This window comes from Arthrobacter sp. 05T47 (assembly GCF_056395825.1).
In genome coordinates this window covers 336450-348293 of record NZ_JBFTKG010000003.1, presented here as the reverse complement: position 1 = coordinate 348293, position 11844 = coordinate 336450, and the positions used below count along the sequence as shown (strand labels likewise).

The window sequence follows — 11844 nt, the reverse complement described above, 5'->3', positions numbered from 1 at the left end:
TCCGGCGCCACGGCGAGGCCATCTTCTTCCCCCAACCGGGTCCGCCGCGACTTTGCACGCAGCAATACGGCGGTCCGCAGACCGCCATCGTGACCGGCTGGTACCTTGGCCGCCAGGTCAACAGCCGCTTCAGCCGGACCGACGGCTGCGAGATCGCCCGCTGGCGCGCCCTGGCGCCGCTGCTCGGCGGCACTGCGGGGAGCACGGGCGCCATCTGACTCTTCAGCCGGCACTGACGCGCCGTTGCCGTTTCTTTGGTGCCTGTGTCCGTCTAAGCAGCAAACCTAGATGGAGTTGTTCGGGGTGAAGGACTGATCGCTGTTCTGGATCTTGCCCATCTCCTTCTTCACCTTCTTGCCCTTGTCCTTCTTCTCCTTGTGGCCGGTGTCGGCACCTGGGTTGTCACCCGGACCGTCGTTGCATTCCTGGTCCTCCGAGGTCGGCGGCACCACCACGGCCCCGGCCGGGGTCACCAGGACGGAGACGAACGTGGGTTCGCTGGCACCGGCGAAGGTAACGCGGCCGATGTAGGAACCGGCCGGCAGGCCCGTCCAGTTCAGCGTGACGGTGCCCGCCTTGCCGTTGTCCAACCGCAGCGGGTTCGGATTCAGCGAGGCCTTGCCCACCACCACGCCCAGCACGGCCGAGTCCACCGAGGCCTTCGTGGCCTGGTTGTTCGGGCTGGCGTACAGGTTTGCGTAGATCGTGTATTCGCCCGGCGAGGGGTTGGGGATGGATACCGATTCGCTGGCCGACGACGTTGCGACCGTCAGCGGGCCGTCCGGGGTCATGACATACATGTCGAAGTCAGCGTTGGGGTCCGCGGAAATGACCGAGAACTTCGCCAGCGGCGATCCTGCCGGGACCTGGACCGTCTTGACGACGTTCGAGGCATCCGTGCCGCCCGTGAACGGCCCCGGGACGAGCTCGACGGCGGTGGAGTCGGCCTTCGACAGGCCGTCGAGGGTCAGCTGGACAGGCGAGTTGGTCCCGGAGACCACCTTGATGGCGCCGGATCCGTTGCCGCCCTGGGAGGTAAAGGCAACATCGGGCAGGGCCACGACCGACTGCGGACGGACCGCGATCGGCGACGCCACGTTCTTGTTGGCGCCCTGCCACGTCAGCGAACCGGTCGCGAACTTGCCCAGCGGTGCGCCCTGGTTCTCAAAGGAGACCTTGAACGTGCGCTTTTCGCCCGCGGCGTTGAAGTTCAGCACGCTCGGGGTCACGTTGACCTTGATACCCGGAACGTTGAACTTGGCCCGGTAGACCCCGGGAGTCAGCGCAGTCACCGTTCGGGTGACCTCGATCTTCCCGGTCAGGTTACCCAGAGCGAAGGACGGGAGGTTCATGTCCCGCGGCTTGGTGGTGCCGATGCCCGGGATTCCGAGGTCGATACCGGTGCCCTGGATGAACGCCAGATAGTCATCCGTGGTGGCGTCGTAGACCAGGCCCGGATCCAGCACGCGTGCCGGGTCCACCTGGCCCGCACCGGTGGCGAAGACATCGGTGTTCTTCGACCCGTCGGCGTTCTTGACGTCGCTCGTGGTGGTCATCATCGCGGACTTGACCGTGGCCGGGGACCACTTGGGGTTCTTCCCCAGGATCAGTGCGCCGAAGCCGGCTACATGCGGAGATGCCATGGAGGTGCCGGAGAGGAACCCGAAGTTGTCCCCTCCGGTGCCGATCGGCGAAACGCCGGCCAGCACAGCCACGCCGGGGGCGGCGACGTCGGGCTTGAGGAGGTCCGAGCCGGCGGCCAGCAGCGGGCCGCGGGAGGAGAACCCGGCGATCTGCGGCTGCGCCTCGAGGGGCAGGCCCGTGGTGTCCTTGTTCACCAGCGACACGGTGATGGCCGGGTTGGCGGTGACCTTGGCCTTGATGGCCTCGGTGGCGGGCGGGTTCACGTGCACGGTGGGCACCGAGTGCTTGTCCGTGTCTAGGGAGGATGCGGTGAGGTTGACCAGGATCATGCCTACGCCTCCGCCTCGCTTGACCTCGGCGCTCTTTTCGACGCGGTCAACTACCCCGCGGTCACAGACCACCACCTTGCCGGCGATCTTGGCCGGGTCCAGCGTGCCGTTGCCGCACAGGGCCGGGTTGGCGCTCCCGGCGGCTCCCACGTTGGCTGCCAGCACGACGCCGGCGTTGGTGACCTGGCTGTTCATGATGCTGGCGCCGCGGTACTTGCTGCCGTCGGAGAACTCGGCCGTGCCCTGCAGCTCCTGCGAGAAGCTGGTGGCGGCGACCGTGGTCAGCCACGGGGCGCCGTGGTTCACGGTCCCGGCCGTCGGGCCGGAGTTGCCGGCGGAAACGGCCACGAAGACGCCGGCCGAGGCTGCGGACAGGAACGCCATGGACACTGGGTCGGTGGTGGTGTCCGTGGCGCCGGAGATGGAGTAGTTCAGGACGTCCACGCCGTCCTGGACGGCCTGGTTAATGGCGTCGACGGATGCTGAGGAGTAGCAGCCGCCGGTGTTGGGATCGTTATCTTCCCAGCAGACCTTGTAGATGGCCAGCTTTGCGGCCGGCGCCATGCCGCTGGTCTTACCGAAACTGCGGCCGTCAACCACGGGTTCGACGTTGGCGTTGCCGGCAGCCGTGCTGGCAGTGTGGGTGCCGTGGCTGGCGGCGTCGACCGGTGACAGCCGCTCACCCGGGGCCCAGTTTTCCGGCGGGACAGTGGCGGCGAAGTCCTCGCCGAAGTAACGGGCGCTCAGGACCTTGGAGTTGCAGGCGGTGCCGTCGAAGTCGGTGCCGGCCTGGCACTCGCCCTTGAACAGCTCGCCGTCGGCTTTGAGCATCTCGATCTTGCCGTCCGCCGTGCGGTAGGGAACGCCGACGACGGGGTCACCGGTGAGCGGCTTGACCTCCTGGCCGGCGAAGAAGGCGCTGGACGGGGTGTAGCCGGTATCGATGACACCCACCACGACGCCCTTGCCGGCCGCGTCCTGGCCGCCGAACTTCGTGTTCCAGGTGCCGTTGGGCCCGCTGAGCTTCAGGAAGTCGGTGCTGGAGTAGTCCGGTGCGTTCTCGGTGTCCGGCGCGACCACTAGGACGGAGGGGTCCTTGGCCAGCTTAATGGCCTGGTCCGCGGTCAGCTTGGCGCTGAAGCCGTTGAGGGCTGCAGTGAACTGGCGCTGGATCTTGACGCCTTGCTGGCCCGCTACTTGGGCCTGCTTCTGTTCCAGGTGCGTCTTGTACTGCTTGACCTCGGCCCTGTTGGCGTCGAGCTTCTTGCCGGCCGCGGGCTTCGTCGCCGGCATGCCGGCGGTCCCGCCGTCGTAGGTTGCGGACGGCTTTTCCGCAAGAACCACAATGTAGCGGCCGTCCTTGTAAGTGTTTGGATCAACATTCTTCTGTGCCACACCGGCCGCGGCCGGGCCTTGTGCGGGGGCCGCGTTGGCGGGGGCGATCGCGATGCTGGACAGAAGAACCGGCAAGCCCAGGGTCAGTGCCGCGGCCCTCCTGAGTCCCCCGCTTCGAAGGAAGCTCTTTCCTGGTGATGTCACGAGTGATGAACCTTTCGTAAAGGAACGGCCCGGCTGCGACACCGGGCCCTACGGACTGGCGGGACGCCGGGCGATCGCCCGGCCTGCCCCGACGGATACCAGCCGATTCATACAGTACAGACTGAGAGCTGGATATGACATACACCACAAGAAGGTATTTAAAATTTGTCATGCGACACGACATGATGCGATGGCGGGCCTGCTGAACTGCGTCAAACGCAACTTCCGGCCGGCACGGGCGCGCACGAACTGCGTCGCCTCGGGGTCCGGCCTACTGGCGCGGCGTGCGGACCACGTCGCTGATCCAGGCCCGGGTCTTCTCGTCCACGGGACCCGCCACGTTGGTCGCCCTCGCTGCACGGTCGGCCCGGATCTTCTGCAGGACCATCCGGGCAAGGCCGGCGAACACTGCAACGGCCACAACAGACAGCACCACGGATTTCGGTTTCTCAGCCATGCGCACATCCTACTGACCTGCGGCAGCACCGACCATAGGCCGGCGCCGTCCCCGGCGGCCGTCCCACGTTGGCGTTTACCGACGTCGCGAACGGCTTTTCCCGACGTCAAAGACCTGCCGGCGGGGCTCCGTTCACACTCCCGGGGCCGAATGCGGCCGGACGCACAGCGCCCGGTAGAATGGGCATGCAAGCTCGCGGAGCGCCCTTTCACGCTGTATTCACCAACAGCGGATCGGCGTGAGACGGCATCACTCCGCTGCGCCCTTACCCAATGCTCACGCACAGGAGTTGCCGGATGCCCCGGATCGTTGTCGACGTCATGCCCAAGCCCGAGATTCTGGACCCGCAGGGGAAGGCCATCGTCGGTGCGCTGCCCCGGCTGGGCTTCACCGCTTTCAGCTCTGTCCGACAGGGCAAGCGCTTCGAACTCACGGTTGACGGCGAGGTGACCGAGGAGATCCTGGCCCAGGCCCGCAACGCCGCGGAGACCCTGCTGTCCAACCCGGTCATCGAAGACGTCGTCAACGTCGAGGTCGTTGAGGCCTGAGATGACTGAACTCCCTCTGATCGGCGAAGCCATCGCCGTCGCGGCCAACCCCCGGCTGGCCGGTGCGAAGATCGGCGTGGTCACCTTCCCCGGGACGCTGGATGACCGCGACGCCGCCCGCGCGGTCCGCCTCGCCGGTGCCACCCCCGTAGAACTCTGGCACGCCGACTCCACCTTGGGTGACGTTGACGCCGTCGTGATCCCCGGCGGTTTCTCCTACGGTGACTACCTCCGGGCCGGCGCCATCGCCCGCTTCGCGCCGCTGATGTCCAAGATCATCGACGCCGCCAATTCTGACGCCAGGCTTCCCGTCCTCGGCATCTGCAACGGCTTCCAGATCCTCACCGAGTCGCACCTGCTGCCCGGCTCGATGATCAAGAACGATCACCTGAAATTCATGTGCCGCGACCAGGTCCTGCGCGTGGAAAACAACACGACGGACTGGACCGGGGACTACGCCGCCGGCCAGGAAATCACCGTGCCGCTGAAGAACCAGGACGGCCAGTACATCGCCGACGAGAAGACCTTGGACGCCCTCGAGGCGGAAGGCCGCGTCGTGTTCCGCTACGTCGGCTTCAACCCGAATGGCTCCCGCCGGGACATCGCCGGCATCTCCAACGCCGCAGGCAACGTGGTGGGCCTCATGCCGCACCCCGAGCACGCCGTGGAGGCCGGCTTCGGCCCCGAACTCGGCGCCGGCACCGAGGGCCTCGGTTTCTTCACCTCTGTCCTGAACAAAATCGTGGGAGGCAACAAATGACGGAGACACCCGCAGTGGCGGCGCCCGCGGAGACCGCCCGTAAGTTCAACATCGACACCGTCGAGAACGCGGCCAAGACGCCGGACACCGAACTCCCCTGGGCCGAACTGGGCCTGAAGCAGAACGAGTTCGACGAGGTCGTGAAGGTCCTGGGCCGCCGCCCCACCGGCGCCGAGCTCGCCATGTACTCGGTGATGTGGAGCGAACACTGCTCCTACAAGTCCTCCAAGAACCACCTGCGCCAGTTCGGCGACAAGGTGACCGAGGAAATGAAGAAGGACATGCTCGTGGGCATCGGCGAAAACGCCGGTGTCACCAACCTTGGCGACGGCTGGGCCGTGACGTTCAAGATCGAGTCCCACAACTCGCCCTCGTTCGTGGAGCCCTACCAGGGCGCCGCAACCGGCATCGGCGGCATTGTCCGCGACATCATCTCCATGGGTGCCCGCCCGGTGGCCGTGATGGACCCGCTGCGCTTCGGCGCCATCGACCACCCGGACACCGCCCGCGTCATGCACGGCGCGGTCGCCGGCATCGGCGGCTACGGCAACTCCCTGGGCCTGCCGAACATCGGCGGCGAGATGGTCTTCGACTCCGTCTACCAGGGCAACCCGCTGGTCAACGCGCTGGCCGTCGGCGTGATGCGCCACGAGGACATCCGCCTCGCCAACGCCTCCGGCAAGGGCAACAAAGTCGTGCTGTTCGGTGCCCGCACCGGCGGCGACGGCATCGGCGGCGCCTCCGTGCTGGCCTCGGAGTCCTTCGATGACACCAAGCCGTCCAAGCGCCCCGCCGTCCAGGTGGGCGACCCCTTCGCCGAGAAGGTCCTGATCGAGTGCTGCCTGGAGCTGTTCAAGGGTTCTCTCGTTGAGGGCATCCAGGACCTGGGCGCCGCGGGCATCTCCTGCGCCACGTCCGAGCTCGCCTCCAACGGCGACGGCGGCATGGAAGTCGAACTGACCTCCGTCCTGCTCCGGGACCCCACCCTGACCCCGGGCGAAATCCTGATGTCCGAGTCGCAGGAACGCATGATGGCCGTGGTCACCCCGGAGAACATCGCCGCGTTCGAGGCCGTCATGGACAAGTGGGCCGTGGAGTACTCCTGGCTCGGCGAGGTCACCGACACCGGCCGCCTGATCATCACGTGGGAAGGCGACGTGATCGTCGACGTCGACCCGCGCACCGTGGCCCACGACGGTCCGGTCTACGACCGCCCGTACGCCCGCCCCGAATGGCAGGACGCAGTCCAGGCCGACTCCTTCACCGGCTCCGTGCAGGACACCGGCCGCCCCTCCGCCCCCGCGGACCTGGCCGCAGCCATCACCGAGCTCGTCGCGTCGCCGAACATGTGCGACAAGTCCTGGATCACCAAGCAGTACGACCGCTACGTCGGCGGCAACACCGCCATGGCGTTCCCGGACGACGCCGGTGTGGTCCGGGTGGACGAGGAAACCGGCTTGGGCGTGGCCCTGGCCACGGACGCCAACGGCCGCTACACCTACCTCGACCCGTACCACGGCGCGCAGCTCGCGCTGGCCGAGGCCTACCGCAACGTCGCCACCTCCGGCGCCGTGCCGATGGCCGTCAGCGACTGCTTGAACTTCGGCTCCCCCGAGGATCCGGACGTCATGTGGCAGCTGGCCGAAGCCATCCGGGGCCTGTCCGACGCCTGCATGGTGCTGGGCATCCCGGTCACCGGCGGCAACGTCTCGCTGTACAACCAGACCGGGACCACTCCCATCCACCCCTCCCCGGTGGTGGCTGTGCTGGGCAAGTTCGACGACGTCGCCCGCCGCACGCCGTCGGGCTGGAAGGAAGACGGCCAGGCCATCTACCTCCTGGGCACGACGGCGGCGGAGCTGGATGGTTCGGAATGGTCCAACATGCGCGGACACCTCGGCGGCCTGCCGCCCAAGGTTGACCTCGAAGCCGAGCGCGAACTGGGGCAGATCCTGATCAACGCCTCCCGCGACGGCATGGTGGACTCCGCGCACGACCTCTCCGAAGGCGGCCTCGCCGCGGCCCTCGTGGAGTCGTCCCTGCGCTACGGCGTGGGTGCCCGGATCGCGTTGCAGGACGTCCTGGACCGCGACGGTGTGGACCTCTTCACGGCGCTGTTCTCCGAGACCCAGGGCCGCGCCGTCGTCGCGGTGCCCCGTTCGGAGGAAATCCGCTTCACGGACATGTGCACCGCCCGCGGCTTCGCGCACATCCGGATCGGCGTGGTGGACGCTGAGGGCGGCACGCTGGAGATCAACGGCGTCGAGACCATGAACCTCGATGCCCTCCGCGAAGCCCACGAGGCGACTCTGCCGAAGTACTTCGGCTAGGGCTTCCATCGGTTGCTCCGTAGCTGCCCTTTTGAACCCTCAAAACGGCAGTTGCGGAGCAATCGTTCGTTAACGGCCGGGCCGCCAGCCCGCCTGCACGAGCGCGGCGCGGATCTTGGCCAGCGCGGCCCGGGCGTCATCGTGCATGTGCCGCTTGGAAATACGGACCTCGGTCCAACCCAGTGCCGTGTACTTTTCCGAACGGGCGATGTCCCTGACTATCTGGCCCTCGTCTCCGTGTTGTTCGCCCTCGTACTCGACGCCGATCCTGTACCTGCGCTAGGACCTCTGCAGATCCTGGAGGCTGCAGAGCGGCACATCCCTGCCCTCGAACTCAGGCCGAGGCACCCGGACGCAGCTGTCGCCGGCCACCACTAGTTCGTCCACAGTCAGTATTTCGGCCAGGTCCAGCCAGGTTCGCTCCGGGGTGGTGATGGGAATCCCGTCCAGCAACGTGACCTCGTCGTCGTAGAGCTTCATCCGGTGAACCTGGACATGTGGTCGGTTGAGATGGGCCGCGCCCTCGGGCCTGATCACGTGGTACATCGGCAGAGCCCCCTTCTGTTGCCGCACCGGAAGCGAACCAAGCTCCGCCGCGGTGAAGTGCGACGCGGCGCATCGCTCATTGACCTCAATGAAAGGCCGCACCCTGACACTCAAAGGGAGCCCCGGCGTCGGGCTTTGCACACGGATTCCCCTGCCGAGAGTTTTCACGGAACGGTGCCGCAGCCGCTTCAGCGACACTCCTGCATGTGCGGCCTCCACAACAGTGAAGGGACGGCCCTCGAATTCCTGCGGGAGTGGGCGCGCGGTCTTCATGGCTTCGTGAGAGCAGATCGGCGCGCCGCCCGCAGAAGTTATCCACAATACCCATCGGTTGCTCCGTAACTGCCCTTTTGAGCCCTCAAAACGGCAGCTACGGAGCAATCGACAGGGGGTGAAGGGTAAGAGAGCACCCGGTGAGGGGATGGGGGTGTTTAGTCGTCGCTGCGGAGCTCCCGCTGCCGGGCGCTGAGGAGTTCGAGCTCAGGCAGGGCAGCGACGAAGCGTTCGACGGCGGTGAGCACCTCCACGAGATGCGCCCGGTCTGCCGCCACGAGGGCGGCGCCCAGCTGCGTGCGCCGGTACTGCTCGTGGTCCCCGACCTCGGCCACGGAGACATCGAAGCGGCGCTTGAGCTCAGCCAGCAGCGGCCGCACCACGGAGCGCTTCTCCTTGAGGCTGTGAACGTCGCCCAGAAGGATGTCGAACTCGATCCACCCGATCCACATGCCCTTAGCCTATCGATTGCTCCGCAGACGCCCTTTTGAGGGCTCAAAAGGGCCGGGGCCCACGCCGGCAGGGTTCCCTGGCCGAGCTTGCGAGGCGAGGGAACCGGTGGGGAGCAATCGACGGGGTGAGCGGGGTTAGATGGTGAGTTCGCCCATGCGGTCCCAGCCCTCGCCGTCGAGCTGGCGGCTGATGATCTGCGGCGTCTCGGCCAGCGCCTGCGGCATGTCTTCCATGGCCTTCTTGAAGTGTGCGCTGTTGACGTGGTCACCGGCTGCGTCGTCCTTGAAGGCCTCCACGAGCACGAACTCGTTGGGGTCCTCCACGCTGCGCGACCAGTCGAACCACAGGTTGCCGGGTTCCTGGCGCGTGGCCCGGGTGAAGTCCTCCACCAGGCCCAGCCACTGATCGGACCAGTCCGGTTTTACCTTGAACTTGACGACAATGAAGATCACGGGGCGTTGCCTTTCGTTGGGTGCGGTCGGTCAGTCGATTGTTTCACCGGGCACTGCAGCGGCCGGCGCATCAGCCCGCGAAGCGGCCGGCGCAGCAGCCGGCGCATCAGCCGGAGCGGCGGCCGGTCCGGCAGGCGCGGATGCGGCGCCGGCACTGGCCGAGAGCGAGTGCTCGCACTCGGCGATCGCCTCCCGGGCCCACTCCTGCTGCCGGGGCGTGCCGACGCGTTCCGCCCACTGCTCGGCGAGCTGGAACTCCACCAGCGCCTCGGTGAAACGCCCGGCCTCATGCAGCGTCCAGCCGAGGTTGTTGTGCAGCGAGACCATCCAGCGCTTGGTCCGCGGATCATGGACCGTGGAGGCGTACTCCAGGGCGCTCCGCGTCCACGAGGCGGCGTGGGCGGAGTCGGCGATCGCCAGCATGTGCAGCGCATCAACGGCAAGGAATTCCTCGCTGAGGTGGTCGGCCAGTTCCGCGGCCTGCTCAAAGAGGGGCACGGCCATCGCCGGATGGCCGCTGGAATTCAGCAGGCGGCCGCGTTCCAGCAGCACCCGGACGGCGACGGTGGGCTCGTCGGCATCGATTGAATCCAGCAGGGCATCGGCTTCCTCGTAGCGGCCCTGCAGTCCGATGGCCCGCCCCAGCTGGGTGGCGAGCTCGGCCTGTTCGTCGGCGTCGTAGTTTTCATCTGCCGCTGCGGCCCGGAAGCGGGTTTCGGATCCGGCGGGGTCCTCGAAGTTCCACAGTTGGTCAAGGGTTTTCTGTTCCAGCATGTACGTTCTCCTGATCAGCTTTCACCTGCGGCGAGTTGACGTGCCCCTTCAATGTATCGGGAAGTGACGTGCCGCTGCGCCGCCCGGGCCACGAGGCCGCCGGCGGTGTAGAACCAGTTGGAGTGCCGGCTGAAGGCCGTGATGCTCAGGAAGACCCGCCCCGCGGCATCGATCGCCACTTCAAACGCCTCTTCGCCGCGCTCCGGATGGCCCGGCAGGGTGCCGTATCCGAAGCCTGCGCTTTGCGGCCCGGCGCCGGGCACCGGCTGGTGCACCCACACCACCTCGCAGGGCGCGTTGATCCGGAAGGGCCCGACGCCGAATCCGCTCACCACCCGCGCCCCGGGCACGACGGCGTCGGAGTCGGTGCGGACGCGCAGCCCGGAGCGCTTCTGGAGCTCCCAGGCAAGGATTCCCTGCGCCACCCGCCGATACGTGTCCGGCCCGTCGCCGAGGTAGGCCCGGGACACCAGGCACGGGAATCCTTCCGGTGCGTGGCCGTGCTCGGTGGAGCCAATGCCCGGATAGTTCAGTGTTCCCCGCGCGATGCGGCCGGCGGGGTTGCCGCTCATGCCTGCCCGCCCCGGGCGAGCCCTGCCCAGCCCAGCTGCTCCCGCTGCTTTTGGCTGAGTGAGGCCACCACGAGGTCGTAGGAGTCCTCCACCATGTCCTTGATCATGTCATCGGGCAGGGAGCCGTCCAGCCGGACCCCGTTCCAGTGCCTTTTGTTCATGTGCCAGGCGCCGGTGATTTCCGGATGGATGGCGCGCAGCTGTTCGGCCAGGGCCGGATCGCATTTCAGGCTCACGGACCAGTTTTCCGGGTCCATGGCGGAAGCCGCGAACATCTTGGCGTCCTGCCGCGCGCCGCCCGCGACGGCGGCCCGCACTTTGAAGACGGAGGTCTCCGGGCCGAAGGGAAAGTCCTCAAAGGCGCCGGGGAAGCTCAGGCAGATCCCGCGGAGGGTGGCAACGTCCATGGCACGAGCCTATCCGGCTACGGCCTGAGCTCGCCCTGGCCTGCCCGGCAGTCCGGGCGTCGCCGATGCTGTGCAGCCCTTCCGGGGTGGTGCCGTTGACTTCGTAGTCGCCCACGGTGCGGGCCCGCAAAATCTGTTAATCCGTGATCCTTGGGCCGCTAGATGCCCACCCGCCACCCTTCGCGGGCGGGGCACTCGTTCACCACGACGTCCAGCCCGGCGGCCTTGGCGCGGTCCGTTGCGGCGTCGTCGAAGACGCCCAGTTGCAGCCAGACGGCCTTGGCGCCGATGGCGATGGCCTCGTCGATGACGGCCCCCACTTTATGGGAGTTGACGAAGCAGTCCACGACGTCGATCGGATGCTTTCCCGCCGGGATGTCCGCCAGGGAGCGGTATCCCTTCTCCCCGTGGACGTCGTCGCCGGGGAGGTTGACCGGAATGATTTCCATGCCCATTTTGTCCCGGATGTACAGGGAGACTTCGTATGCGGAGCGCCATTCATTGGTGGTGAGGCCGACCACCGCCCATGTGCCTTTGGTTCGCATGAGGCGGTCAATGACTGCCGGATCGTTAACGTAGGCCATGCATCCACCTTACTCCTGCAACCATTCCGGACAATGATCGAATAAATGACTGATTCCACGGCCTGCACCGATGCGGTGAACGAATATTACAGCGCTGGTGGAGCGGATTTTGTGAAATCCTGCATTTGACGTTCTAGTAGGTAGGGACCATCCCGAGCGGCCAAGAGACCTGGATC

General features: G+C 66.8%; 12 protein-coding genes and 1 pseudogene. 4 read left to right on the top strand and 9 right to left on the bottom strand.

The window, feature by feature from the left end; all coding sequences use genetic code 11:
* Positions 1-218, top strand: a pseudogene (locus AC1DEY_RS05395) (serine protease inhibitor); the annotation flags it as partial.
* A 66-nt stretch (positions 219-284) separates the two neighbouring features.
* On the opposite strand, the gene AC1DEY_RS05390 reads toward AC1DEY_RS05395, so the two are convergent.
* Both AC1DEY_RS05390 and AC1DEY_RS05385 read right to left on the bottom strand, forming a co-directional pair.
* Positions 285-3512: a S8 family serine peptidase gene (locus AC1DEY_RS05390; protein ID WP_476867072.1), complete on the bottom strand. Its 3228-nt coding sequence runs from the start codon at positions 3510-3512 to the stop codon at positions 285-287.
* Between the two features lie 271 nt (positions 3513-3783).
* A complete protein-coding gene (locus AC1DEY_RS05385; RefSeq protein WP_441408052.1) occupies positions 3784-3969 on the bottom strand; it encodes a hypothetical protein in 186 nt (61 codons plus the stop codon).
* Between the two features lie 296 nt (positions 3970-4265).
* Between AC1DEY_RS05385 and purS the strand changes: the two genes are divergently transcribed.
* From purS to purL, 3 genes are read left to right on the top strand one after another with little or no spacing between them, the layout of a single operon-like run.
* The gene (gene purS / locus AC1DEY_RS05380) at positions 4266-4517 is read left to right on the top strand and encodes a phosphoribosylformylglycinamidine synthase subunit PurS (protein WP_011690410.1); all 252 of its coding nucleotides are present in this window, start codon (positions 4266-4268) and stop codon (positions 4515-4517) included.
* Between the two features lies 1 nt (position 4518).
* On the top strand, positions 4519-5277 hold the full coding sequence (gene purQ, locus AC1DEY_RS05375) for a phosphoribosylformylglycinamidine synthase subunit PurQ (RefSeq protein WP_441408053.1): 759 nt from the start codon (positions 4519-4521) through the stop codon (positions 5275-5277).
* Positions 5274-7607 (top strand): phosphoribosylformylglycinamidine synthase subunit PurL, encoded by a 2334-nt coding sequence (purL, locus tag AC1DEY_RS05370; protein WP_476867071.1) that lies wholly within the window; start codon positions 5274-5276, stop codon positions 7605-7607. The genes purQ and purL overlap by 4 nt, the downstream gene beginning before the upstream one ends.
* A 279-nt stretch (positions 7608-7886) precedes the next feature.
* On the opposite strand, the gene AC1DEY_RS05365 is transcribed toward purL, so the two are convergent.
* The 7 genes from AC1DEY_RS05365 to AC1DEY_RS05335 form a co-directional block, all read right to left on the bottom strand.
* The gene (locus AC1DEY_RS05365; RefSeq protein WP_476867070.1) at positions 7887-8087 is read right to left on the bottom strand and encodes a hypothetical protein; all 201 of its coding nucleotides are present in this window, start codon (positions 8085-8087) and stop codon (positions 7887-7889) included.
* 497 nt (positions 8088-8584) lie between these two features.
* On the bottom strand, positions 8585-8878 hold the full coding sequence (locus AC1DEY_RS05360; RefSeq protein ID WP_476867069.1) for a DUF503 domain-containing protein: 294 nt from the start codon (positions 8876-8878) through the stop codon (positions 8585-8587).
* A gap of 135 nt (positions 8879-9013) precedes the next feature.
* On the bottom strand, positions 9014-9331 hold the full coding sequence (locus AC1DEY_RS05355; protein ID WP_441408057.1) for a putative quinol monooxygenase: 318 nt from the start codon (positions 9329-9331) through the stop codon (positions 9014-9016).
* A gap of 30 nt (positions 9332-9361) precedes the next feature.
* Complete coding sequence (locus AC1DEY_RS05350) at positions 9362-10105, bottom strand: hypothetical protein (protein ID WP_476867068.1); 744 nt, start codon at positions 10103-10105, stop codon at positions 9362-9364.
* A gap of 14 nt (positions 10106-10119) precedes the next feature.
* Positions 10120-10677 carry a DUF1990 family protein gene (locus AC1DEY_RS05345; RefSeq protein WP_476867067.1) on the bottom strand — a complete coding sequence of 186 codons (558 nt, stop codon included), beginning with the start codon at positions 10675-10677 and terminating at the stop codon, positions 10120-10122.
* Positions 10674-11084, bottom strand: coding sequence for an MmcQ/YjbR family DNA-binding protein (locus tag AC1DEY_RS05340; RefSeq protein ID WP_476867066.1), 411 nt, complete (start codon positions 11082-11084; stop codon positions 10674-10676). Before AC1DEY_RS05340 ends, AC1DEY_RS05345 begins: the two co-directional genes overlap by 4 nt.
* A gap of 158 nt (positions 11085-11242) precedes the next feature.
* Entirely contained in the window at positions 11243-11668 is a 426-nt protein-coding gene (locus AC1DEY_RS05335; RefSeq protein ID WP_476867065.1) for a CoA-binding protein, read from the bottom strand.
* Between the last annotated feature and the right edge of the window lie 176 nt (positions 11669-11844).

Bases quoted from the DNA above. Each gene is read 5' to 3' on its own strand.
- AC1DEY_RS05385 (WP_441408052.1), bottom strand. From the start codon at position 3,969: ATGGCTGAGAAACCGAAATCCGTGGTGCTGTCTGTTGTGGCCGTTGCA.
- purL (WP_476867071.1), top strand. From the start codon at position 5,274: ATGACGGAGACACCCGCAGTGGCGGCGCCCGCGGAGACCGCCCGTAAG.
- AC1DEY_RS05365 (WP_476867070.1), bottom strand. From the start codon at position 8,087: ATGAAGCTCTACGACGACGAGGTCACGTTGCTGGACGGGATTCCCATC.
- AC1DEY_RS05360 (WP_476867069.1), bottom strand. From the start codon at position 8,878: ATGTGGATCGGGTGGATCGAGTTCGACATCCTTCTGGGCGACGTTCAC.
- purS (WP_011690410.1), top strand. From the start codon at position 4,266: ATGCCCCGGATCGTTGTCGACGTCATGCCCAAGCCCGAGATTCTGGAC.
- AC1DEY_RS05345 (WP_476867067.1), bottom strand. From the start codon at position 10,677: ATGAGCGGCAACCCCGCCGGCCGCATCGCGCGGGGAACACTGAACTAT.
- AC1DEY_RS05350 (WP_476867068.1), bottom strand. From the start codon at position 10,105: ATGCTGGAACAGAAAACCCTTGACCAACTGTGGAACTTCGAGGACCCC.
- AC1DEY_RS05335 (WP_476867065.1), bottom strand. From the start codon at position 11,668: ATGGCCTACGTTAACGATCCGGCAGTCATTGACCGCCTCATGCGAACC.
- purQ (WP_441408053.1), top strand. From the start codon at position 4,519: ATGACTGAACTCCCTCTGATCGGCGAAGCCATCGCCGTCGCGGCCAAC.
- AC1DEY_RS05340 (WP_476867066.1), bottom strand. From the start codon at position 11,084: ATGGACGTTGCCACCCTCCGCGGGATCTGCCTGAGCTTCCCCGGCGCC.